This window comes from Pseudobacillus badius (assembly GCF_002189605.1).
Lineage (GTDB): Bacteria > Bacillota > Bacilli > Bacillales > Domibacillaceae > Pseudobacillus > Pseudobacillus badius.
In genome coordinates this window covers 1-24,462 of record NZ_MWMM01000019.1, presented here as the reverse complement: position 1 = coordinate 24,462, position 24,462 = coordinate 1, and the positions used below count along the sequence as shown (strand labels likewise).

Below are 24,462 nucleotides of genomic sequence, written 5' to 3'. Positions count from 1 at the left end.
AGACATTACTCCTTTAACACTGCATCAATATAGATTGCCGGATGTACGAGTGCATCAGTGGCTTGAGAAATAATTGGATACATCACTTCCGCTCCCACCCCATAAAGAATGGATGCGAGAACGAGAAGAGCTCCTGGCGCCCATAATGAAAGGACAGGCTGGTTCTCTTCGCCCGGATAGTCTTTCGGGGCTTTCCAGAAACCATTCATAAAGATTTTGATCACTGAATAAAGCACAACCAGACTGGATAAAAGAACGATCAGAGAGCCGACATACGCTCCTTCTGCGAGGCCCCCGCGGACAATTAACAGCTTTCCGACGAACCCGCTGAGCGGCGGAATACCGGCCAGAGCGAAAGCGGCGACAAGGAATGTCCAGCCAAGGAGCGGATACTTCTTCATTAATCCGCCCATTTTACGCAAATCGTTTGTGCCGGTGATTTTAATCATGACACCAATTAATAAGAATAGGGCAGCTTTTACAATCATATCATGAATCGTGTAAAAGACCGTTCCCATGTAAGATTCTTCAGTAGCAACCGAAATACCAAAGGTTAGCACGCCAACGGCAATAATAATATTGTAGATGATGATTTTTTTGACATCCCAGTAAGCGATAGCGCCGATGCAGCCAACGATGATTGTAATAATGGCGAGGATTCCTAACAGTTCGTGTGTGAACGCCTGATCATGGTAAAAGAACAGCGAGTAGCTGCGGAGAATCGAATAAACACCTACTTTTGTCAGCAACGAGCCGAATAAAGCGAGAACCGGTACAGGCGGCGCATAATAGGAGCCCGGAAGCCAAAAGTAAAGCGGGAAAATCGCTCCTTTCAATCCAAACACAATCAAGAAGAGCACAGCGATCACGGTTAGAATAGGCAGAGAGCCGATTTGGGCAATCCGCTGAGAAATATCGGCCATGTTTAAGGAACCGACGACAGAATACAGCATCGCTACAGCAATGACAAATAGCGCGGATGAGATGACATTAACGAGAATGTATTTAATCGATTCACGCAGCTGTATTTTAGTGCCTCCGATAACAATCAGCACGTAGGAAGCCATCAGCATCACTTCAAAAAAGACGAACAGGTTGAAAATGTCTCCTGTTGTGAAAGCGCCATTTACCCCAACGAGCAAAAATTGAACGATAGGATAATAATAGAAGCGTTCACGTGCTTCGCCAATTGAGCGGAATGAATACAGAATGACGCTCAATGTAATCAGTGACGAGGTGGTTACGAGCAGGGCAGACAAGGTGTCTGACACAAGGGTAATGCCAAATGGCGCATCCCAGCTGCCGACATTGACGGTTTGAATCCCCTTGTCTTTAACCGTCAGCAGCAAAACAATAGAAGCAGCTAGTGTCCCAATAGCTGAGACGACAGAAACGGCTCTTTGAACCCGGATGGATTTAGGCAAGAAAATCAATAAAGCAGCAGTCACGAGAGGAATAAGCAGCGGCAAAACTAACAGGTTAATCATTTGCTTCATTACCTCTCATTTCATCCATATTATCTGTTCCTAATTCCTGATAAGCTCTGTAAGCCAAAACAAGGAATAAGGCTGTCACTCCAAAGCTGATAACGATGGCTGTTAAAATCAGGGCCTGCGGCAGCGGATCCACATAAGAAGCCGCCTTTTCGCCGAGAAGAGGAGCGGCTCCCCTCTTCAATCCGCCCATTGTAATAATTAACAAGTGGGCACCGTGGCTTAACAGACCTGTTCCAATAATAATACGCAGCAAGCTTTTGGAAAGCATTAGATACACAGAGCTCGCGAATAGAGCCCCGATTACAATTGACATTAAAATCTCCATTATTCACTCTCTCCTATCGTTTGAATAATGGTCATGGTCACACCGATGACAACTAAATAAACCCCTAAGTCGAATAACATGGCAGTATGAAGCGATGTCTCTCCAAAGATCGGCAAATACACATCACCAAATACGTGCGTAAAGAAGGGAACATTAAAGACAAGCGCGCCGGCTGCTGTGCCGATCGCAAACAGCAAACCGATGCCGATCATGATTTTATAATCGATCGGAAAGCCTTTTGCTACAGTTTTAATATCAAAAGCCAGAAGAAGAAGAACGAGTGCCCCTGACGTCATTAATCCGCCGACAAATCCGCCGCCGGGATGGTAGTGGCCGGCGAAAAATAAGTGGATAGCAAAGAGAATAATGATGAAAAAGACGACTTTGCTTGTTGTTTGTAAAATGACATCATTAGTTTTCATCTGCTTCTTCTCCTTTCTTGGCCAGCCGCAGCTTAATCAATCCGAAAATCCCAAGGCCGGCAATAGCAAGCACGCTGATTTCAAATAACGTATCGAATCCGCGGAAGTCAACGAGGATAACGTTAACCATGTTTTTTCCTGCTGCTTCCTTATAGGTATTTTCTACATAAAAACTGGCAATTGACTCAAACATTTTATTGCTGTGAGCGGAGATCGCCATTAAAGAGATAACGGCACCCACTCCAAGAGAAATGATTAAATTACCAAGCTTAAAGCCCATGCGCTCTTCATGACGATTGAGCTTCGGCAGGTGATAGAAACACAACAAGAATAGGGCAACAGATACTGTCTCGATCACTAGCTGCGTCAGCGCCAGGTCCGGGGCCCGGAAAATAACGAAGAACAGGGACACGGTATAGCCAACTGCTCCTAACGCAATAATGGAAGTTAATCGTGATTTGGCAAATAAAATAGTAAAAATACCAGCCGTAATAATAACAACGAGAACAATTTCATAGACACCGATTGGAGCTAAATTGCTTGTATCAATCGTTAAAGCCTGCCGCGTCCACATGGTAAAGCCAAGAATGCCGATAAAGAAGGCAAAAATGTAGACGAGGTAGGTCCGGATGAACCCATTCATATATGCTTTCGTCAATGTATAAGAACCGCGTTCAGCTGCATATAGGCTTGTGTCATACAACGCATTCAGTGTAACTTTTCCTGGGAACAGCGCATAGAGTTTGATCCATTTGCTTAGTGTCAGGTACATAAGCGTACCAACAGCGATAACACCAATGGTCATCCATAGCTCTGGATTAAAGCCGTGCCAATGGGAAATATGAACATCGAGCAATTCGCCTGGACCAACGAGCGACGGCACAATAGCTGCAGCAGCCGGCTGAATGAGGCTGTAAGACAGCAAATTAGGGAAAAGTCCGAATAGGACAACGAGAAAAGCCAGGATGATTGGCGAAATTAACATGCCGACAGGTGCTTCATGAGGCTTTTTGTCGAGTTTTTCCGGCTGATATTTCCCGGAAAATGTCTTGAACACAAACATCATGCTGTAGATAAAGGTGAAGATGCTTCCAATCCAAGCAAGTATAGGGAACAGCATTCCCCATGTCTCTAAGTTGAAGAGATCAAGATTGACAAGCTGAATCATTCCTGTGAAGAACATTTCCTTGCTCAAAAAGCCATTAAAGGGAGGCAGACCCGCCATAGAGAAAGCGCCAATCACAGCAATTGTGAATGTCACTGGCATAAAGCTGAGCAACCCGCCAAGCTTGCGAATGTCCCTTGTGCCTGTTTCATGGTCAACGATGCCGACCACCATAAACAAACTGCCTTTAAATGTAGCATGGTTAATTAAATGAAAGACGGCAGCGATGACAGCGGCAATGTAAATGTTGTCGTTTAACGTGTCAAAGTGAAGAGCCGCAGCTCCCACTCCTAAAAGCGACATAATCAAGCCAAGCTGGCTCACAGTAGAAAAAGCTAGAATACCCTTTAAATCAGTTTGCTTGACGGCATTGAAGGATCCCCAGAACATTGTAAAGATCCCGATGGCTCCGACAATCCAAAACCAGTAGCTCGAAAAAGCAAAAATTGGACTTAAGCGGGCCACTAAGTAAATTCCTGCTTTCACCATTGTAGCAGAGTGTAAATAAGCGCTAACAGGTGTAGGCGCTTCCATGGCATCAGGCAGCCAGATGTAGAATGGAAATTGGGCTGATTTCGTGAAAGCTCCCAGCAGGATAAGGATTAGTGCAAACAGGAAGAGAGGATGCTGATTTAGCTCTCCGGCCTGCGAAATGAGTTCGCGAATGCTAAATGTATCGCCCATAATGGAAAGCAGCAAGATGCCGCCAAGCATGGAAAGACCGCCGAATACAGTTAAAAGCATAGACTTAAGAGCACCATAGCGGGATCGTTCGCGATCATACCAGTAGGCAATTAACAAGAAAGAAGAAATGGACGTCAGTTCCCAGAACATATACAAGGTGATCAGGTTATCTGACAGTACTACACCGAGCATCGCACCCATGAATAATAGTAAGTAGACGTAAAAGTTGTGAAGGCTTTCTTTTTCCTTTGATAAGTAAAAAATGGAGTAAAGCACAACGAGTGCTCCAATCCCTGTAATAAGCAAAGCAAACAACAGGCCGAGTCCGTCTACATAGGCAGTAAAGTGTATACCTAGAGATGGAATCCAGTCAAAGGACTTTTCGACTGTCCCGTTATTTCGGGTAATTGGCAAAAATCCAATGAAATAAGTGAAAAGCAAGATTGGCAAAGCAAGAACAAACCAGCCTGTATGTATGCTTTTCAGTCCTTTATAAAGAAAAGGAACGAAAATAGCCATTAAAAAAGGAGAAAAGATGGCCAAATGCAGTAAAGACAAAAAAAATCCCCCTCTCATGAACAAAATCCGTGTAGTGTGCAAAAGGAAAGGCCGGATGTTTGCATACAGCAATTCCTTTTTCAAACTTTCATGTATCGCTGTCCATGCAAATTTTGACCTCCTAGAGCATTATAACGTAAAAAATTACTTCCTGCATGGTCTAAACGAGAAACTTGCTGAAAAGTCGGTCAATAATAATAAATATGTAGAAACATGGCATAATTGCTGGTTAAAAAATTTTTTCTCATCCTTCTTTCCCCCATCTTTTTTGCCAAAAAATGTTTGCGACTTCCAAAAATTATTAAAAAAGAACTTGTCTTTGTTTGCCAGCTCTTGCATAATAAAAATGGATTGAACGGAACAGGAGCGTATATTTTTTATGAAGAACACTTACTTAACTGGGTATTTGCCCCTCGTAGCTATTTTATTGTTTAGCTTGTCGTTTGCCTTATTTGTCCAAGGACTTATTATCTCTCTATTTAAGCAAGTAGGCCTGTATACTGAAATGCTGGAGCTTTTTACAGAGACAGAAGTGAATTTGGTCATTACGCTTTCCTTAATGGTCCTTTTTTTCTTTCTGATTTCCGGCTTAAAAGTGATTGCCAATACAGTTAATGAGTTGTCTCTGCTATTCTTTTCGAAGGATACAGAAGGAGAGCTGCTTAAAGTTGTGCGCAACGGCTCTATTATCTTTTTTGTTGGCGGCTTGCTTTCATTGATTAGCTTTTCCTCTATCGTAGGAATTATAGCTATCTTTTTTCTGACAGCGGTTGGCTATCTAGTCTTTTTTGTCTATAAAACTAGTGCATCCCTGTCTATTGCTAATTTAGTAGGAATCATTACTTTCCAGGTTGTTTCATGGTCTACCTTGGGCATCCTGCTCGCTTTATTTGGGATGAAAGTCTATAATGGGCTGCTTGGCAGCTTGCCGCTCTAAAAAACCGCATCAGCGGTTTTTTAGGCGCAAATTAGTGCATAAGCAATACAAATAAAAGCTGCCGTTCAATATGAACGGCAGCTTTTATTTGTATTGAATTTTAACGCACAATCCTCCGCCAGATCAATTGGTTCGGGGCATATTTTTCTAGGTAGCGAATGCTGCCTTCTACGTCTTTTCCGACCCATACACCGGCCGTATATTGATCAGTCAAGCCAGCGAACCAAAGATCTCTTGTATTGTTCGTTGTACCGGTTTTACCACCGGCGTAGGCGGTGCCAGGATTGGCTTTTTTACCTGTACCGTTTTGAATAACATCTGCTAATAGATAGCGCATTTTATAAGTTGTCGCTTTTGACCAAATGGTTTTCGGCTCGTCTTTCCATTCATAGAGCAGGTTGCCTTGGCGGTCTGTTACTTTCTGAATGGCCCGCGGCTTTGTGAAGGTGCCATCAATAAAGGAGGTGTAGGCACCAGCTATTTCAAGGGTGGTCATCCCATATCTAAAGCCGCCGAGTGCTTTACTATCTGAATAGCGGTCTTTTTCTGTCATCCGCTCAAATTCAAATTTTTCCAAGTAAGAATAAGCCCGTTCATTTCCTGTTTTTATAAACAAGCGCAGTGCAGCTGTGTTGTAGGATTTAGATAAGGCAGTTTTTAACGTAACCATGCCGTATTCTTTGCCGCTGTAGTTTTTCGGGCACCAGCCGCGTACACAATATTTATCGGCACTTACCATGCTGTTTACACCGGCTTGTGTCGTATCGATATACGGTCCAAAGTCGAGCAGCGGCTTAATCGTTGAGCCGGGCTGCCGGAATCCTTGGAAGCTTCGGTTGAATTGGGTACGGTCAAAGTCTTTTCCGCCGACAAGAGCGACGATATCACGCGTGTCGTTTTTAATCACAGAAGCTGATGCCTGAACGGATGAACCGGCCATTACAGAGTTAACGGCATTTTCCGCCTGCCGCTGTTTGGCAGGGTCGAGAGAGGTATGAACCACGATGCCGGAAGACATCACTTCTTGGACACGATCGTTCAGTTTGTGTTCAATTGTAGTCTTCTCTTCGCCTTTTGCATTTTGCAGCTGCTGATCAAAGCCCTCTGTTTTGGCTATTAGCCGTTTTAACTCATCTTCGACATAGGTCGAATAGCTGGCATATTTATCGATCCGGTCCCTTACTTGCAGCTTGATCGGTTCTTTTTTAATTTCTTCTGCTTCTGCAGCTGTAATAAATTCTTCGCGCTGCATCATGTCAATCAGCCGTTCCTGCCGTTTTTTCGTGTTATCAAAATGCCGCACAGGATCATATAGCGATGGGTTATTCGGGATGGCGGCAATAAAGGCCATTTGAGCTTTCGTTAATTCATTGACATGCTTTTGAAAATAAAATTGGGCGGCTGCCTCCACGCCGTATACTTGATGGTTAAAATAAATGGCGTTTAAATAGAGGTTTAAAATCTCGTCTTTCGACAGCCTTTTTTCCAGTTCATAAGCATAAAGAACTTCCGACACTTTTCTGACTAACGTCCGGTCGTGGCTTAAATATACGTTCCGGGCCAGCTGCTGTGTGATCGTACTTGCCCCTTGCTCGATTCCGTCGGCTTTGGCATTAACAAGCATAGCGCGCATGACGGCCGCTGCATTAATGCCTGAGTGATCGTAAAAATGTTTGTCTTCAGACTGCAAAAATAACTCTTTTAAAAAAGGAGGGATTATTTTGCCGTCTGCAATAATCCGGTAAGGCTGATGAATTTCTAAATAAGGATTTCCATCTTTATCAACCATTTTGCTTGCTTGAGGAAGATGAACATCTTTAATGACGATTTTTTCATCAACCACTTCATCAAAGCTCCTGACTTTATGTGCTTCTGCGTTTGTGAAGTAAAATAAAAACACAGCTACAGGGAGGAGCAATGCTATTACTGTATAACCAAAAACTGTCCTCATTCCGTAAACCGCCTTCTTCTTTCTAGTTTTTTATACCTGTGGAAAAACAAGTAAAATTAATCCTTTCATCATAATAATCGAAAGCCGGCAATTTAGAAAGGGGCTATTAAGAGAAAAATAGGAAAATATTGAGAAGCACTGAGGAATGAGAGCAATAGGAGGAAAGAGAAATGAAAGAGACAATAAGATATATTGTTGATTTTTTATTGATTTCAAGAAAGGAGATTTTCTTGAAAAAGCAGAAGATAAACAGAGAATCTTTTAGAAGTGCGGCTTCCTATTGATGATCCGCTTTGAATTTGAGGCAGCTGTCCGCTGGAACAGCCGAAAAGCAAGCACGGATCAATTGGAGGAATGGGCATCTAGCACTAGAGGAAAGCGGTCATATACATCATGATCGCCGAAAGATTATAATAGAATAAAATAAGGAATGGCCGGTAGGATAAACTGTTTATTAAGGTTAAAGGAGGAGCTCCCTGTGAATAAAAAGTTCTTTTTTATTGATTTTGAATTTTCGATGCCGGATGCTAGATTAACAGCCCAAGGGTTTTACCCGGAAATTATTGAGGCGGGTTTAGTTATTGCAGACAAAGATCAAATCGTCCGTACGTTTTCCTCTTATGTGAAACCCTCAGCCTTTCCTGTATTGACGGAAAGGTGCAAGCGTTTTCTTAAAATTGAACAGCAGCAAGTAGAGGAGGGAATCTCTTTTGATGAGCTGACCAGGATACTTGCGGAATGGAACGAAGATGGAGAACAAAGCATTATCACTTGGGGAAATATGGATATGAAAGTGCTGAGAAAAAATTGCGAGGAAACAGGACTTCCTTTCCCGCTAAAGGGCCAGTTTATCGATTTATCGATGGAATATAAGACCTTTTTCGGTGATCGCAATCAGACAGGATTGTGGAAAGCGGTGCAGGAATATGGCAAAGAGGGCACAGGCAGGCATCACCGGGCTCTTGATGATGCCCTTACGACCTGCCATATTTACAATCTTGTTGAAAAGGATAAAGCGTATATGAAAAAGTCAAAGCCGCCGACGATCGGCGACCTGGTTGACTTCTCGCAATTGCTTAATCGCATGGCTTAAGCCCAAGTAAGGTTATACATTAGTTCATATTCTCTTTGAACGGCTTGTAATGCCTCCAAGCTTCTTGCGGAAAATTCGCTGTTATCTTGCTGCAGTCTGTTTTTTAATGATAGGACTGCTTCTTTTAACGAGTCGTTGTACTCAGGAACAGGCCCATCATAGGGCTTGACGGTTGCTGCTGGCATGTTGGCCCGTTCTGTGTAAGCAAGCGCCTTTCTCTCATGGAAAAACGGCACATCGACTTGCTTGGGATGATGCAGATCTCCCTGGGCCGGGTGGCGCAGTACGGCCAATATTTTTACAGTGCAGCTGTTTTCTTGAGCGCTGCTGACTTCCCCGATGTATTTTCCAGTTTTATAAAAAGCCGTCACAATTTCTCCAGTTTTAATCGTCATTCTCTAACCTCCTTTGTTCTTTTCACTCTACCAGAATCGCCAGTTGAAGGAAATACGAGGAGCCAAAAGATGCTTTTTTTGCGGGAATCAGTTAAAGTATAAAAGGCAGAGGTGAGACAATGTACCGTTTGTTATTCATCGTATTGACAGTGTTCCCCCTCCTGATTGCCGGCTGTAACAAAGAGAAGGAAACGGAAAAAGAATTGCCGGAGCTTTCAAAGCCGGCGGCAGAGAGCGGGAAAGAACAGAAGGGAGATCAAAAAATGAATTATCCGCAGTTAACAACTGAAGTGGCTGAAAATGAACAGCTTGTTGAAATGAGAACGAATAAAGGAACCATTAAAATCAAATTATTTCCTGAGCATGCACCGAAAACAGTGGAGAACTTTGTGACTCACAGCAAAAACGGCTACTATGACGGGCTGATCTTTCACCGTGTTATCCCTGATTTTATGATTCAGGGAGGAGACCCTCAAGGAACAGGGATGGGAGGAGAAAGCATTTACGGCCATGCATTTGAAGATGAATTCTCCCAGCAATTATTCAACTTCAAGGGAGCCCTCTCGATGGCGAATGCCGGTCCGAATACAAATGGAAGCCAATTTTTCATTGTTCAGAACAGCAAGATGGACCCTGGTTTCAAAGAACAGATGGAAAAAGCAGGATATCCTCAGCAGGTTACAGACTTCTACATGGAAAACGGCGGCACGCCATGGCTTGACTTCCGCCATACAGTGTTCGGACAAGTTGTAGAAGGCATGGATGTTGTGGATGCGATTGCCAATGTATCAACCGGCGCGCAAGATAAACCAAAAGAAGATGTCATTATTGAAAAGATTACAGTAGTGGAGTAATTCAAAGAATCTATGAACAAACAAAGACGGACTGATGGCTGCCAGTCCGTTTTATTTTTGCCCGGCAGTTGGTTTGCCCGGCAGAACTTGATATAATGAAGGCGGGCACTTGATTGAAGAATTTGCTGTTTACACAGTGAAAGGAGAAGGAATCGTGCTGCAATCATTTATGTTAGGGATGTTCTTTTTATATTTCCCTGAGGATAAGACAGAATATATTCCGGCTGTGATTTCAATGGTTATTTTCACGGCAGCGGCTGTAGCTGTCTTTCTGTTTTTTCGGCGGATCTCCAAAAGGGAGGAAGAAAAGGTTAATCAGGAGTATAGAGAAGCAAAGAAATGACCAGCCGGCTGTTGCGGGTTTTTCATTTTAGGGGATCTATGCTATAGTGTACAAGAATAAAAGGAAGAATTCTGCTTTTGGCAGGAGAGGTTCGCGAACTCCCTCTATAAAAAACTAAGGGAAAAGCCTGTCTGTGTTTAGACGGTTTTTTTCTATTGCCTCAAAAGGGGCCATTTAGAGTAATAGTTCTTGAATCTCTTTCTTCTTTCCAATGAAAAGAAGAAAGGAAGAGGAAAGATGAACAAGGAAAAAGCGGTTGTTGTATTTAGCGGCGGCCAGGACAGTACGACCTGTTTGTTTTGGGCGCAGCAGCGTTTTGATGAAGTGATTGCCGTTACGTTTGATTATGGGCAGCGTCATCGTCTCGAATTAGAATGTGCAACTGAGATTGCCAATGAGTTAAATATTCCGCATCATACGTTAGATATGTCGTTATTGAATCAGCTCGCTCCAAACGCTTTAACGAGACAGGATATAGAAATTACAGAAAAGGATGGAGAACCGCCTTCCACATTCGTTGAAGGCCGCAATCTGCTGTTTTTATCCTTTGCTGCAGTACTTGCTAAACAATACGATGCCCGTCATCTTGTAACGGGTGTGTGCGAAACGGATTTCAGCGGTTATCCCGACTGCCGGGACGTATTCATTAAATCATTAAATGTGACATTAAATTTGTCTATGGACTATTCATTTGTTATCCATACACCGCTAATGTGGCTGGATAAAGCAGAAACATGGGAATTAGCGGATGACCTTGGCGCTTTTGATTACGTAAGGGAGCGTACGTTAACTTGCTACAATGGCATAAAAGGGAGCGGCTGCGGCGACTGTCCGGCATGCAAGCTGCGCCAGAATGGATTAAGCAAGTATTTAGCGAAAAAGGAGGCAGGAACCAAATGATGCAGCAAATCTATCCAGCCCCAGCACACTCTTATCGTTATGAATTAAATAAAGACTTTCAGTTTGCCGCTGCGCATTATGTTCCCCATGAAGAGGCGGGCGCATGCCGCCGCTTGCATGGCCACACATATTTTGCCAATATCACTGTGGTCGGCAATGAGTTAAACGAATCCGGCTTTTTAGTAAACTTTCAGGATATTAAAAACTTAATTCATAAACGTTTTGATCATACAGTTTTAAATGAAGACTCGTTGTTTGACGATATGGATCCTAATCATTTCCCGACAACAGAGGCAGTTGCCAGAAAGTTTTGGGAGGTCATTCAGGAATCATTAAATAAGCTGCCTAATCAGCCTAGGTGCCTTCAAGTATTCCTGCGGGAAACGCCGACCAGCTATGTTGTGTTCCGGCCGCGAAAAGAGGATTTTCAATGAGGAAAATCCCTGTATTAGAAATATTCGGGCCGACCGTGCAAGGAGAAGGAGCAGTCATTGGCCGCAAGACCATGTTTGTCCGGACAGCCGGCTGCGATTACCGCTGTTCGTGGTGTGATTCTGCTTTTACTTGGGACGGCTCCGCCAAAGAGCAAATCCGGCTGCTCACAGCCGAAGAGATTTGGGAGGAGCTTATACAAACAGGAGGTCAGACATTCGACCATGTAACCATTTCTGGAGGAAATCCAGCACTGCTGCCGCAAATAGCCGACTTGCTCGCCAAGCTTGCTGAAAAAGGCGTGAACACAGCGCTGGAAACACAAGGAAGCCGCTGGCAGGAATGGTTTTATCAAATTGATGAACTGACGATTTCACCAAAACCGCCGAGCTCGGGAATGGAAACGGATTTTGAGCAGTTGTCTCTCATTGTTGAGCGGCTGGCAGCGAAGGGCAGAGCGGCCAGTTTGAAGGTCGTGGTCTTTGACGAAAACGATTTGGCCTTTGCAAAAAAGGTTCATCAGCTTTACCCGGCACTGCCATTTTTTCTGCAAGTTGGGAATGATCGTTTGCAAGAGCAGAAACAGGGGGACCTGCTGCCTTACCTGGTGAGCCGCTATGAGTGGCTAATCAACAAAGTGATGCCTGACAAAGAATGGAAAAGCGTCCGTGTCTTGCCGCAGCTTCATACATTTGTATGGGGAAACAAGCAAGGTGTGTAACCAAGAAAGAGATGCCAATTTTGGCATCTCTTTCTCCTTTTTGCTAACAGAGGATCAGTAGTAGGAACTTACCGATCATTGGCTGCTAGAGCTGTTTTTAACCGCTGCAGGCCCTCTTCAACAATGGAGCGGGGACAGGCAACATTCATGCGCATAAAGCCTTCTCCTCCGCTGCGATATTTAGAGCCCTGCCCCAGTGCAAGCTTTCCTTTTAACAGAAGCTTCTTCATTAACTCGTCATCGCTAAGGCCAAGCTTGCGGCAATCAATCCATACTAAATAGCTGCCTTCCGGTTCAATGACCGTTAAATCCGGCAATTCACGGCCGATAAATTCCTTTACGAGCTGAATATTGCCGCGGATATAGTCGATGGCTTCATCAAGCCAAGGACCGCCTTCGCGATAGGCAGCTTCCGTAGCGGCAATCCCCATTATATTTAATGTGAAAAATCCCTGCTTAGCCAGCACTTTTTGCAGCTTGGCACGCAGTTCTTTGTCCGGCACGATCATGGCAGAAGTTTGCAGGCCGGCCAAATTGAATGTTTTGCTTGGGGCAATGCAGGTAACGATATGCGATTGGCAGTTTTCGTGAATGGAAGCGATCGGTGTATGCTTATGCGGCTCAGCGGTTAAATCGCTATGTATTTCATCGGAAACGATCAGCACATTGTATTTTTGGCACAGGTCAGCGATCGCTGAAAGCTCTGTTTTTGTCCATACACGCCCTCCAGGATTATGAGGACTGCATAACAGAAATAGTTTGACTTCTTCATTGGATAACTTTTCTTCCAGATCTGCTAAGTCGATTTCATATCGGTCATCTTTCAACATGAGCTCGCTGTTGACGACAAGCCGGCCATTGCGCTCAATCATATCGAAAAATGGCGTATAGACAGGAGATTGCACCAGGACAGAATCCCCTAACTCAGTGAATGCTTCGATTGCTGCGCCCAGCGAAGGAACGACGCCTTGGTTGAACAAAAGCCACTCGGTTTCGATGTCCCATCCATGCCGCTTCAACATCCAGTGTTTAATTGCTTCTTTCATGGACTCCGGGATCGCTGTGTAACCATATATGCCGTGTTCAGCTTGCTTGACCACGGCTTCTTTAACAGCATCGGGTGCCTCGAAGTCCATATCGGCTACCCACATGGGAAGAGCGTCCTCTACACCGAAAACGGCTTTGAGATTATCCCACTTCACCGCATTCGTACCTGTGCGGTTGATCACTCGATCAAATCTGCTCATAATCTTCACCATCCTGACAAGTAATATATAATCATGTTAAATTATTTTTAGAAAAAAGGGCAATAATTTGTCTTTTTATTTGAGGAGGCATAGAAAAATGAATAAAGATATTGAAACGAATAGAAGGTTTGACCGTGTTCTTCGGGAGTGGGACCCATTTAAAGAAGGCGGAGATTTTTATGATACAGAGGCAGCGGATGCTATTCAAGCGGTGCATCAGTTAGATGATCTGGAAGCGCTGGCGCGGAAAATACAAGAGATTTACGAATTTTCGTTTGAAAAGCCGCTTTCTTTGGCCAGCTGCCGCCATGTGGCAACAGAGTTATTGCGCATTAAAAATGAAGCGTCTTGTGAGCTCTAAGAGACAATAACTGCTTTCTCATTGCCCGGATGGACAGAAGAACAACTGTTTCTTTATAGGGTCCATCCGTGTGGTAAGACTTGAAAAAGAGAGAAGATTTTATATTTTGAAAAAGTAATTTAAAGAGTAGTTAAATTTTAAATCTACAGAAAATAATACTTTTCAGAAATGTAAAAGTTTATTAAAATAACAAATGAAAAGTTTGTGAAAAGAGTGAACCTCTTTTTTTGAGTCAGCCAACAATGAGAAAGGATTGGAACATATGGCTATACAACAGGATCACAGCACCTTGGAGCCTGGACAAGCAGAGCAACAATTAAAGAGAGGCTTGAAGTCCCGGCATTTAACGATGATTTCTATTGGCGGGGCAATTGGCACCGGGCTATTTCTTGGAAGCGGTGCCGCCATTCATACGGCAGGACCAGGAGGAGCATTGCTTGCTTATGCACTAGTCGGTGCCATGGTATTCTTCGTGATGACTAGCTTAGGGGAAATGTCTGCGTTTATGCCAGTGAGCGGGGCATTCAGTACATATGGAACAAAATTTGTTGATCCGGCATTTGGTTTTGCTTTAGGCTGGACCTACTGGTTTAACTGGGCGATGACAATTGCCGCCGAGTTAACCGCTTCCACTATGATTATGAAATTTTGGTTTCCAGACAGCCCGTCGTTGTTATGGAGCATGTCGTTTTTAGCTTTAATCTTTTTCTTAAACTACTTATCTGTTAAAGGATACGGAGAAGGAGAATATTGGTTTTCCTTCATTAAAGTGTCAGCAGTTATTATTTTCATCATCGTCGGTGTACTGATGATCTTCGGTATTATGGGCGGAGAGGTTATTGGCTTTAAAAACTTTACTATAGATGATGCGCCATTTTCCGGCGGTTTTCTAGGTGTATTTATTGTATTCGTGGCTGCAGGCTTTTCCTTCCAAGGAACGGAAATTGTCGGCGTTGCTGCCGGAGAAAGTGAAGATCCCGCAAAAAATGTGCCAAAAGCGATTAAAAGTGTGTTTTGGAGAATTTTGCTTTTCTACGTATTGGCCATCTTTGTTATTGGATTAATTATTCCGTATACAAATCCGGATTTGCAAAGTGAAAGTGTAATGGTCAGCCCATTTACGATAGTCTTTGAAAAAGCCGGTCTTGCTTTTGCGGCTTCACTGATGAATGCAGTTATTTTGACCGCTGTTTTATCTGCGGGAAACTCTAGTCTTTATGCGTCGACCCGTATGCTGTACTCCATGGCAAAAGAAGGGCAGGCACCGCGTATTTTTGCTAAGCTGAACAAACGCGGCGTTCCGATGGCGGCCATCATTTTAACGTGCGCGGTGGGAATGCTCGCCTTTTTCTCTTCAATTTTTGGTGATGGCATCGTTTATGTGTGGCTAATGAACTCAATCGGTATTACCGGTTTTATTTTCTGGCTTGGTATCTCTATCAGCCATTATCGTTTTCGTAAAGCTTTTCTGGCACAAGGCCATTCGCTGGATGAACTGCCATACCATGCAAAATGGTACCCATTCGGGCCGATTTTCGCTATTGTCATTGGTTTAATTGTTATTCTTGCGCAAAATTTCCAAGCGTTTCTTGCTGAGAAAATCGATTGGGGAAGTGTAGTAGCTGCTTACATGGGCATCCCGCTTTTCCTTTTACTATGGCTTGGATATAAATTGATCAAGAAAACAAAAGTGGTGCCGCTTCAGGAATGTGAATTCGATTTTGCGGACCATGAAAAAAACAACTAAACGGATTGGTCTGATTAAAGTAAACCGGACAGCGTTATTTTTACGCTGTCCGGTTTTTTTGTACAAAATGGACAAAAGCTATCTTTTTTTACGAAAATGTTTGATATAATTGTGTTGATTTATGAAAATTTGGGGGAATAGTTGTGAAAATAAACAATAGCGAACGAGAAATACTAGAAATTCTTGAAAAAGATGCCCGCTTCACCGCAGCGGATATCAGCAAAATGACAGGCTTAAATGAAGAAAACGTGCAAGCTATGATTCATAAACTAGAAGAAGCGAGAGTGCTTGTTCATTACACGTCTCTTGTGGACTGGTCTAAAGTAGAAGGCGATCAGCGGGTAACAGCGATGATTGATGTTAAAGTAACCCCGAAACGAGGCGTCGGTTTTCATGAAACAGCCGATAGAATTAGCCGGTTCAGCGAAGTCAGTTCTGTATATTTAATGTCCGGGGCATATGACTTATCGGTCACTGTGGAAGGCAAGTCCATGAACGAGGTGGCCCGGTTTGTTTCTGAAAAGCTATCTGTGCTGGAAGAAGTCATTTCTACCACTACCCATTTTCAGCTGAAGAAATATAAACATGACGGCAGAATGTTTGAAGAAAAGCAAATAGACAGCAGAATCGTGGTGTCTCCGTAATGATAGAAACAAAAAGTTATATTGCTAAGTCGGTAGAATTAATGCGTCCTTCTGGCATCCGCAAATTTTTTGATCTGGCGGCCGGTATGGAAGGTGTGATTTCTCTTGGGGTGGGAGAGCCTGATTTTGTCACCTCGTGGTCTGCAAGAGAAGCGGCCATTTCATCGCTTGAGCGCGGATTAACTTCTTATACAGCAAATGCCGGGCTCCTGGAGTTGCGGGAGGCAATAGCGGATTATATAAGCAGCCGTTTCAGTGTTTCTTATGATGCAAAAGAAGAAATTATTTTAACAGTCGGAGCCAGTCAGGCGCTGGACTTGGCGTTGCGGGCGATTATTGACCCAGGTGACGAAGTGGTAGTCGTGGAGCCTTGCTTCGTTTCTTACGCGCCCCTGGTTGAATTGGCTGGAGGAAAAACAGTGACAATAGAAGCGACAAGTGACCAGCAATTTAAGCTGCAGGCGGATGCTCTCAGAGGGGCCATTACTTCAAAAACAAAAGCACTGCTGCTTTGTTCGCCCAACAACCCAACAGGAGCACAGCTTGATAAGGCGGATTTGGAGGCGATTGCGCAGATCGTCAAGCAACATGATTTGCTGGTGATTGCAGATGAAATTTATGCGGAGCTCGCTTACGATATCCCTCATACCTCAATTGCAAGCCTTGAAGGGATGAGAGAGCGGACTATTTTAATTAATGGCTTCTCTAAGGGATTTGCTATGACCGGATGGAGGCTCGGATTCATTTGCGCTCCAGTTGAATTGGCGGCAGCAATGCTTAAAATTCATCAATACGCTATGATGTGCGCCTCCACTCCTGCCCAATATGCTGCGCTTGAAGCATTGAAAACGGGAATGAAAGACGTAGAAGACATGAAAAAGGATTACCGGCGCCGGCGGAACTATATCGTTCAGTCATTTAATGATATGGGGCTTGACTGCCATACACCGGGAGGAGCATTTTATGTGTTTCCGTCCATCCAGAGCACCGGCTTAACATCAGAGAAGTTTGCTGAAGAATTGTTAAAGGCTGAAAGAGTCGCTGTTGTACCGGGTTCTGTCTTTGGAAGGAGCGGAGAAGGGTTTATTCGTTGTTCCTATGCTTCTTCGATGGAGCAATTGCAAGAAGCGGTTCGGCGGATTCAGCGCTTTATTAACCAATAAGAAAAGGCATACGACAGTTTGGATTAGCTCCTCTTATGAAAAGAGCTAATAAAGCAGGAGCATGCGCATCGCAGGCAAGTTGTAAATCAAACAGGCCGACCCAAAAATAACTTTTTGGGTCGGCTTTTTTTCTCACAAACAGGCTGATCAGAATGAAGACCGCCTCTTTCCGCGGTCCGCCCTCTTTATTTTGCAAATAAATTAGGGAGGGTTTTAAAGAAACAGGACGGTGGAAAAGAAAAGATAATGAAAAGAAGGAGGGGCCGGTATGAAAGTAATTGTGATCGGTGCAGGCAGCCAGGTTGGACAATTTGTGATTAAGTATTTACAAGAGGCAGGATACGAATCAGTTGCCATAGTGAATGAGAAAAATAAAGCTCCCGACATGAAAAAGCTCGGCGCACAAAAAGTGGAGGCAAACGGCCGACGCGATTTTACTTCTGCTTTTTCAGTGTGTGATGCGGTTATTTTTCTTTCCGATTCCAGTCCGAATGCCGGTCAAGGAAAAACCATTTTAGTCGATCACCGGGCAGTCATAGATGCTGTTCAAGCCGCAAAATCGAGCGGAATCCGTCGCTTCGTTATGATGAGTGCCGTGCGGGCGGGAGAGAGTTTAGAAGATAGAAGCGAAATGACTGGTGCTAAGGATATGCCCGACGAATTAATTCAAGAAGAAGCGATGAACTATACAGTTATTCGGCCAGCACGGATGACAGATAAGCCCGGAAAGGGAACGGTCACAATGAAAGACTCGCCCATGAATAACAATGACACGATCCCGCGTGAGGACGTAGCTGCTGTATTAGTAGCTATTCTTGAAAAGGAGGCTGTTTTTAATCGGATATTAGATGTAAGCAGCGGACCTATGCCTATTGATGATGCTATCCAAGCGCTTAACTAAATAAACCGGCGCTTAGGGAGAAGAAAAATAAAGGAGGGTTTTCCCATGAGCTTAACATCCTGGCTGATTCTCGTTCTTATTGCTTTTATCGTATTAGCCATTATCGTGCCAGCTTGTTTCTTTCTCTATATTTATATGAAGGATGACCGGCAGAAGCAGCATGCTGTGCTGCGGAACTTTCCAGTTATCGGGAAAGTTCGCTACTTTACTGAACATCTTGGCCCGGAATTGCGGCAATATTTATTTGAGGGAGACAATGAAGCAAAGCCTTTTTCAAGGAAGGAATATCAGGATATTGTAAAAGCCGGAAAATATAAAGAACGGCTGATTGGGTTCGGTTCGAAGCGGGACTTTAGTGAAGCTGGTTTTTATATACGCAATACGCTGTTTCCGAGGCAGCGAGAAGAAATGAGGGTGGACAATACTGAAAAGATAAAAACCCGTGTATACCGGATAGATTCAGATAATTTATTCACGAGGAAGGAGCATGGCGAGGAACAGCTCGCGGACCCTTATTATTTGAGGGAAGAAGATGCGGTCATCATTGGCAAGAACAGCTGTCGGCACCCCTTTAAAGTGAGAGGGCTGGTTGGCCAGTCAGGCATGAGCTACGGGGCACTGGGCGAAAAGGCAATTGCTGCTTTATCAAAGGGCCTTGGTCTTGCCGGCGGAACTTGGATGAACACCGGAGAAGGCGGATTGTCTGAATATCACCTCGAAGGAAACCCGGATATTATCATGCAGATCGGTCCTGATTTATTTGGGGTCCGCCAGCCAAGCGGTGAATTCTCATGGGAAGAATTTAAAAAGAAAAGTGAAATAAAAAATGTGAAAGCGTTTGAATTAAAGCTGGCCCAAGGAGCAAAAACGCGCGGCGGACATGTAGAGGGGGAAAAGGTAACAGAGAAAATTGCTGCTATCCGCCTTGTAGAACCTGGAAAAACGATTAACAGCCCAAACCGTTTTTATGAATTTGACGATGTTCCAACTATGTTTGATTTTGTTGATCAACTCCGTTCTGTTGGAGGCAAACCAGTCGGAATCAAAATCGTTGTCGGCGACCTTGATGCGTTAGAAAGAATGATTTCCTATATGAAAGAAAGCGGAAAGGGCCCCGATTTTATCACGGTGGACGGCGGAGAAGGCGGTACAGGCGCTACTTTTCAGGAGCTTGCGGATACAGTTGGGTTGCCGATCATGTCTGCTCTTCCCGTTCTTGATGAAATGCTGCAAAAGTATGAGGTTCGCGATAAAGTGAAAATCATCGCATCCGGAAAATTGATTACTCCTGATAAAATAGCGATTGCGTTGGCAATGGGAGCCGACCTTGTGAACATCGCCCGGGGGTTTATGATCAATGTCGGCTGCATTATGGCGCAAGTATGCCACACAAATACATGTCCGGTCGGCGTAGCAACAACCGATGAAAAACTTCAAGATGGCTTAGTGGTAGAGGAGAAGTGTTACCGGGTATGCAATTATGTCATATCGCTCCGCGAAGGGTTATATAATTTGGCCGCTGCTGCCGGTATTGAATCTCCGACGCAGTTTAAGCGGAAACACATTGTGTACAAAGACGAGCTTGGCCGGCTGTTGCCGCTTGAAGAAGTGATTATAGCCGCAGAACGGGCACAACGTGAAAAGCATGCATAAATAAAAGAGAGCACCTTTCTGGAGAGGGTGCTCTTTTGAGTGCCATTGGAGGGGGTGGTGTTCTGAAAACCTCTTCTTCCCCTTTAAGGATTCGATCGGTTGATTTCCAAACGGGCATCATTGTCCGGCTGTCTTAACTTTGTCTACTCTGCTGATTGGGATGGCAGACGCGAAGACTCCTGCGGGATCAGCGGGACAGGAGAGACTCAACAAGTGCTTTAGCGCGGAGGAGGCTCGCCGTCTGTTCCGCGAAAGCGAAGTGCCTGGAGTGGAAATCAACAGCCCCATCCACAAGCAAACTAAAAAAGACAGCCACATAGGCTGTCTTCTTCAATCAAGGGGAAAATAGGGAATGTTGCATAGTTTAATCGTTCCCTATTTTCAAGAATTTATGCGTGTTCCACACAAATAGTTGACGATCCTCTGGATAGCCGGGGCAGCTCAAACTTTGTCATCCGATAAACTAGATATCGTCTCTATGAGGATAAATGGTGAAAAGTGGCTATCTTTAGAAATTTATCAGCAAATATGATATAATTTCATGATGCGTAGATAATGAATTTAATATTTAGGAGTGTTTGGATGGGAAATCAGATCGAACAAGGACAGATTATTACAGGAAAAGTAACAGGCATTCAGCCTTATGGAGCGTTCATTGCATTGGACAACGGTACGCAGGGACTTGTCCATATTTCAGAAATTACTCATGGATTTGTAAAAGACATTCATGACTACCTCCAAGTGGGCGAAGAAGTAACAGTAAAGGTAATGTCTGTTAATAAAGATGAGGGGAAAATCAGTTTATCTATCCGGGCGACTCAAGAAGCGAAGCCATCAGCTGTGCAGCCAGTCCGCCGTTTGAAAATTGATGAAAACAATGAGGGATTTAATACGTTAAAGGATAAGCTGCAAGAATGGATTGATCAGTCCGGGGTAGGCAAGTAAGGGGATGTGTGAAGATAGACAAAGTCTATCTTCTTTTTTTGTGCATTTATAAAAATAGAGGTGTTCAAATAAGATTATCCGTGTATAATAAATTTAAAATATTTAGAAAATTGAAAGAGGTGATAAACAGTTATGAATGAGGAAGTTTAGCTCTGCGCCGGCGTGTCAGAAAAAGAATGATCAAAAAGGAGAGGGAAGAATGAAGGAAAACCACCTGAAAAATCAAGAGGACATCGAAGTGCCATTTTATTTAGCTATTATTCCTATGATTATTATGGTTGGAGTGATGGCCGTCACCATCATTAAGTTTGAAGGAAGTCCTCATGTTCCGCTCTTTGTGGGAGCAGGCGTGGCCGCATTTATCGCCTGGAAGCTGGGGTACAGGTGGGATGTAATTGAAGAAGGAGCATATAATGGCATTCGTCTCGCGCTGCCGGCTATTCTGATTATTATTATGGTTGGCATGACGATCGGTTCCTGGATCGGCGGCGGGATTGTAGCTACTATGATTTATTATGGTTTGAAAATAATTACGCCTTCGCTATTCCTCGTTTCTATTTGTGTGATTTGCGCCATTGTCTCCTTAGCTATAGGCAGTTCATGGTCAACTATGGGAACGATCGGCGTTGCCGGCATGGGCATCGGCATCAGCATGGGAATCCCTGCTCCGATGGTGGCTGGGGCAATTATTTCGGGCTCATACTTTGGCGATAAAATGTCTCCGTTGTCAGATACAACCAATCTGGCTGCCGGGATTACAGGGACGGATCTCTTCGCCCATATTAGGCATATGTTTTACACGACCATTCCTGGAATTGTACTAGCCCTGGCCGTTTACTTTTTCTTGGGACGGAAGTTTGCGGGAGCTTCAATCAATGCGGAAGAAATCAATGGAGTTTTGAAAGCGCTTCAAGAGAATTTTGTGATTTCTCCCTGGCTGCTTCTTGTGCCGCTTGCTGTCATTTTATTAGTCGTGAAAAAGGTGCCGGCAGTCCCGGCGCTTGGAGCTGGAATCTTTCTCGGCTGGGTGTGCCATGCTTTCGTGCAAGGAAGCCCTTTAGCAGAAGCGGTCAACACGCTTCACGATGGTTTTGCGATCGAAACAGGCAATAAACTCGTTGATGACTTGTTTAATCGCGGCGGAATTGGAGATATGATGTATACAGTGTCGCTGGCTATCATCGCAATGACGTTCGGCGGTATTATGGAACGGACAGGCATGCTGAAAGCGATCGTGGGACAAATCTTAAAATTTGCCCGTTCAGCAGGAAGCCTAATTGCCGCCACCATTGCATCTGCCTTTTTTACAAATGCAACCGCTTCCGAGCAATATGTGTCCATTCTTTTGCCGGGACGTATGTATGCAAATGCTTACCGCGAAAAGAAGCTGCATTCTAAAAATTTATCGAGAGCACTTGAAGATGGGGGGACCATCACGTCAGCACTCGTTCCTTGGAATACATGCGGAGTCTTTATACTGGCTACACTCTCGGTTCACCCGTTTGCTTACGCGCCATATGCCATCATGAATTACTCTGTGCCTATTATCGCTATGATTATGGCTTTTCTTGGATGGAAGGTAGAGTTCATGACAGAAGAGCAAGTCAAGGAGCTGGAAGAAAAAGAAGCGCGGCAAACAGGAACTGCTTAAAGCAAGATAGTATTTTATTATAGAAAAAAGCTCGCAAAGAGAGGGAGGAATCCTCCGCTCATTGCGAGCTTTTTGCTTATTTAGTTCGTTTAGGCCGTTATGTCTGAACACTTAGAAGAAAGAATGCTGGATTTGCTTTTTTATTTACACAAAGCAATCAGCACGGCGTATGGATCATGTTTTTCAAAGAAATCGCTGGTATTATACTTTGCCGATGTTGTATTTTCGAATGCGATATTGCAGGTTTTGCCGGCTCATGCCCAGCGCCTTTGCTGTTTTGGTTATGTTGAAGTCATGATGTTGAAGCGCTTTCGTAATATAGTAGGTTTCTGCTTCTTGAATGTAGTCATCAAGGGGCAAAATCGCTTTATCCGATTGGTATAAAAATCCTTCTGCTTTTTCTAAATCGTTGGACAATCCGCAATTAACTGACTTGTTGCGAAATTGAATGGGCAGATGATCAAAAGAAATGGTTTCTTCATGATCCATTAAATTCATAGCTCCTTCAATGACATGTTCCAGTTCGCGAATGTTTCCCGGCCATTCATATTGCTGAAAATAGTTTTTTACTTCCTCATCAACAGAGAGTACATCCATACCAAATAAATGATTGTATTTGTCAATGAAAGCGGACGTAAGCAACTCAATGTCATCTTTCCGTTCACGCAATGGAGGGATGAAGATGGAAACGGCGCTTAAACGGTAATATAAATCTTTTCTTAAATTCCCCGCGGCAATGGCATCAATTGGATCTTCGCTAATCGTAGCGAGAATACGGACATCAACAAAGATATCTGTATTTCCGCCTTCCCGGCGCACCTTCTTTTCTTGAATGACCTTTAATAATTTTGTTTGCAGAGCCGGACTTAAAGAATCAATTTCATCGAACAGGATGGTTCCTCCGTCAGCTTGTTCAAACAAACCTGGCCGGCCTTCTGCGTCTGGCTGTTCTTCAATTCCAAAAAGCAAAGTTTCCATTAAGGTATCTGGAAGTGCCGCACAGTTTTGGGAAAAGAAAGCTTGCTCGGACCGCGGACTGTCATGATGGATGCTGCGGGCGAATAACTCTTTTCCAGTTCCAATTTCGCCAATAATGAGAACGGAGGAAGCTGTGCGGGCGGCCCGCTTGCCTGTTTCGATGGCTTCTTTCAGCAGAGGGCTTTGTCCGAGGATTTGATCAAAGGTATAGCGGATCTCATCTTTTTTACTCATATTTTCGTGTATCATTTTTTCCAGTTTTGTGACATCTTTGGCGATTTCCATGGCACCTATAACTGTTCCGTTCTCTGTAATCGGGAAGGTGTGATTGATCGTTGTAATTTCTTGTCCCTTGTTGTTAAAGTACGTCTGTTTGACATTTTGGATGCTTTCTCTTGATTTCAGTACTTGAAGCAAGGTACTTTCCTCAGCAGCGCCAAAATCGAAAACGTCCATTAAGTTTTTATCAAGAACATCTTCAATGCCCATTCCCTCAATTTCCCGCATTTTTTTATTGTAAATAACTGTTCTTTCGTTAGAGTCAATAACGTGAATCCCCAGGTCGATCTTTTCTAGGATCTCTTCATACATTATTAACAGCGATTCTAAAGTTTTTGCATTCATAGAATCCCCCTCTTTAAAATATATTTCTATTTTAAGAAAAAACACTTGAAAAAAGCAATGATATTTTGCATTATAATAAGTGTAAGGGTTTTATTGGTGCAAATTTTTTTTGCGCATAAAACTTATTCAGTCACATAAAATCGATTTTTTTTGATCATCTTAAAGGAGGAAGGACATTGATTCCATATAAGCATGAACCATTTACTGACTTTTCAAAACCAGAGAACAAGAAAGCATTTGAAGAAGCTCTTCAACTGGTAGAAAGCTACCTT

General features: G+C 43.7%; 23 protein-coding genes and 1 riboswitch. Of the genes, 15 read left to right on the top strand and 8 right to left on the bottom strand.

Annotated features, from left to right (window positions below; translation table 11 throughout):
* Positions 1-5: 5 nt before the first annotated feature.
* From B1A98_RS18050 to B1A98_RS18035, 4 genes are read right to left on the bottom strand one after another with little or no spacing between them, the layout of a single operon-like run.
* On the bottom strand, positions 6-1,487 hold the full coding sequence (locus B1A98_RS18050) for a Na+/H+ antiporter subunit D (RefSeq protein ID WP_041094414.1): 1,482 nt from the start codon (positions 1,485-1,487) through the stop codon (positions 6-8).
* Entirely contained in the window at positions 1,480-1,821 is a 342-nt protein-coding gene (locus B1A98_RS18045; protein WP_041094411.1) for a Na(+)/H(+) antiporter subunit C, read from the bottom strand. The genes B1A98_RS18050 and B1A98_RS18045 overlap by 8 nt, the downstream gene beginning before the upstream one ends.
* Positions 1,821-2,243, bottom strand: a complete 423-nt coding sequence (locus tag B1A98_RS18040; RefSeq protein WP_063384414.1) for a Na(+)/H(+) antiporter subunit B — start codon at positions 2,241-2,243, stop codon at positions 1,821-1,823. The genes B1A98_RS18045 and B1A98_RS18040 overlap by 1 nt, the downstream gene beginning before the upstream one ends.
* The gene (locus tag B1A98_RS18035; RefSeq protein ID WP_041094408.1) at positions 2,233-4,650 is read right to left on the bottom strand and encodes a Na+/H+ antiporter subunit A; all 2,418 of its coding nucleotides are present in this window, start codon (positions 4,648-4,650) and stop codon (positions 2,233-2,235) included. Before B1A98_RS18035 ends, B1A98_RS18040 begins: the two co-directional genes overlap by 11 nt.
* Before the next feature lie 379 nt (positions 4,651-5,029).
* Here B1A98_RS18035 and B1A98_RS18025 point away from each other — a divergent pair, with 379 nt between their 5' ends.
* Positions 5,030-5,587 (top strand): DUF5366 family protein, encoded by a 558-nt coding sequence (locus B1A98_RS18025; protein WP_063384416.1) that lies wholly within the window; start codon positions 5,030-5,032, stop codon positions 5,585-5,587.
* Positions 5,588-5,687: 100 nt separating this feature from the next.
* Here B1A98_RS18025 and B1A98_RS18020 read toward each other — a convergent pair whose 3' ends face one another.
* Complete coding sequence (locus B1A98_RS18020; protein ID WP_063384417.1) at positions 5,688-7,538, bottom strand: transglycosylase domain-containing protein; 1,851 nt, start codon at positions 7,536-7,538, stop codon at positions 5,688-5,690.
* Positions 7,539-7,968: 430 nt separating this feature from the next.
* Between B1A98_RS18020 and kapD the strand changes: the two genes are divergently transcribed.
* Complete coding sequence (gene kapD, locus B1A98_RS18015) at positions 7,969-8,631, top strand: 3'-5' exonuclease KapD (protein ID WP_052474950.1); 663 nt, start codon at positions 7,969-7,971, stop codon at positions 8,629-8,631.
* On the opposite strand, the gene kapB is transcribed toward kapD, so the two are convergent.
* A complete protein-coding gene (gene kapB / locus B1A98_RS18010; protein WP_063384418.1) occupies positions 8,628-9,026 on the bottom strand; it encodes a kinase-associated lipoprotein KapB in 399 nt (132 codons plus the stop codon). The genes kapD and kapB overlap by 4 nt on opposite strands.
* 263 nt (positions 9,027-9,289) lie before the next feature.
* Here kapB and B1A98_RS18005 point away from each other — a divergent pair, with 263 nt between their 5' ends.
* The 5 genes from B1A98_RS18005 to queE all read left to right on the top strand — a co-directional run bounded on the left by B1A98_RS18005 (position 9,290) and on the right by queE (position 12,276).
* Positions 9,290-9,880 (top strand): peptidylprolyl isomerase, encoded by a 591-nt coding sequence (locus B1A98_RS18005; protein ID WP_063384432.1) that lies wholly within the window; start codon positions 9,290-9,292, stop codon positions 9,878-9,880.
* A 109-nt stretch (positions 9,881-9,989) separates the two neighbouring features.
* Positions 9,990-10,223 carry a hypothetical protein gene (locus B1A98_RS18000; protein ID WP_041094399.1) on the top strand — a complete coding sequence of 78 codons (234 nt, stop codon included), beginning with the start codon at positions 9,990-9,992 and terminating at the stop codon, positions 10,221-10,223.
* A gap of 80 nt (positions 10,224-10,303) precedes the next feature.
* Positions 10,304-10,347: riboswitch (PreQ1 riboswitch) on the top strand.
* Between the two features lie 113 nt (positions 10,348-10,460).
* The gene (gene queC / locus B1A98_RS17995; RefSeq protein WP_063384419.1) at positions 10,461-11,123 is read left to right on the top strand and encodes a 7-cyano-7-deazaguanine synthase QueC; all 663 of its coding nucleotides are present in this window, start codon (positions 10,461-10,463) and stop codon (positions 11,121-11,123) included.
* The gene (queD, locus tag B1A98_RS17990) at positions 11,120-11,557 is read left to right on the top strand and encodes a 6-carboxytetrahydropterin synthase QueD (RefSeq protein WP_063384420.1); all 438 of its coding nucleotides are present in this window, start codon (positions 11,120-11,122) and stop codon (positions 11,555-11,557) included. Before queC ends, queD begins: the two co-directional genes overlap by 4 nt.
* Positions 11,554-12,276: a 7-carboxy-7-deazaguanine synthase QueE gene (gene queE / locus B1A98_RS17985; protein WP_063384421.1), complete on the top strand. Its 723-nt coding sequence runs from the start codon at positions 11,554-11,556 to the stop codon at positions 12,274-12,276. The genes queD and queE overlap by 4 nt, the downstream gene beginning before the upstream one ends.
* Before the next feature lie 68 nt (positions 12,277-12,344).
* Here queE and B1A98_RS17980 read toward each other — a convergent pair whose 3' ends face one another.
* Positions 12,345-13,523, bottom strand: coding sequence for a MalY/PatB family protein (locus B1A98_RS17980; RefSeq protein ID WP_063384422.1), 1,179 nt, complete (start codon positions 13,521-13,523; stop codon positions 12,345-12,347).
* Positions 13,524-13,620: 97 nt separating this feature from the next.
* Between B1A98_RS17980 and B1A98_RS17975 the strand changes: the two genes are divergently transcribed.
* From B1A98_RS17975 to nhaC, 8 genes are all read left to right on the top strand, one after another.
* On the top strand, positions 13,621-13,884 hold the full coding sequence (locus B1A98_RS17975; protein ID WP_041113524.1) for a DUF1871 family protein: 264 nt from the start codon (positions 13,621-13,623) through the stop codon (positions 13,882-13,884).
* Positions 13,885-14,146: 262 nt separating this feature from the next.
* A complete protein-coding gene (locus tag B1A98_RS17970) occupies positions 14,147-15,631 on the top strand; it encodes an amino acid permease (RefSeq protein ID WP_063384423.1) in 1,485 nt (494 codons plus the stop codon).
* Positions 15,632-15,774: 143 nt separating this feature from the next.
* Entirely contained in the window at positions 15,775-16,275 is a 501-nt protein-coding gene (locus B1A98_RS17965; protein ID WP_063384424.1) for an Lrp/AsnC family transcriptional regulator, read from the top strand.
* Positions 16,275-17,438, top strand: coding sequence for an aminotransferase (locus B1A98_RS17960; RefSeq protein WP_063384425.1), 1,164 nt, complete (start codon positions 16,275-16,277; stop codon positions 17,436-17,438). Before B1A98_RS17965 ends, B1A98_RS17960 begins: the two co-directional genes overlap by 1 nt.
* A gap of 268 nt (positions 17,439-17,706) precedes the next feature.
* Positions 17,707-18,339: an NAD(P)H-binding protein gene (locus B1A98_RS17955; protein ID WP_063384426.1), complete on the top strand. Its 633-nt coding sequence runs from the start codon at positions 17,707-17,709 to the stop codon at positions 18,337-18,339.
* Between the two features lie 45 nt (positions 18,340-18,384).
* Positions 18,385-19,992 carry an FMN-binding glutamate synthase family protein gene (locus B1A98_RS17950; RefSeq protein WP_063384427.1) on the top strand — a complete coding sequence of 536 codons (1,608 nt, stop codon included), beginning with the start codon at positions 18,385-18,387 and terminating at the stop codon, positions 19,990-19,992.
* A gap of 582 nt (positions 19,993-20,574) precedes the next feature.
* Positions 20,575-20,937 (top strand): S1 domain-containing post-transcriptional regulator GSP13, encoded by a 363-nt coding sequence (gene yugI / locus B1A98_RS17945; protein WP_063384428.1) that lies wholly within the window; start codon positions 20,575-20,577, stop codon positions 20,935-20,937.
* A 199-nt stretch (positions 20,938-21,136) separates the two neighbouring features.
* The gene (nhaC, locus tag B1A98_RS17940) at positions 21,137-22,588 is read left to right on the top strand and encodes a Na+/H+ antiporter NhaC (protein ID WP_063384429.1); all 1,452 of its coding nucleotides are present in this window, start codon (positions 21,137-21,139) and stop codon (positions 22,586-22,588) included.
* Positions 22,589-22,789: 201 nt separating this feature from the next.
* Here the strand turns inward: nhaC and B1A98_RS17935 are convergent, their stop codons facing one another.
* Positions 22,790-24,190, bottom strand: coding sequence for a sigma-54 interaction domain-containing protein (locus tag B1A98_RS17935; RefSeq protein ID WP_063384430.1), 1,401 nt, complete (start codon positions 24,188-24,190; stop codon positions 22,790-22,792).
* Positions 24,191-24,462 lie beyond the last annotated feature (272 nt).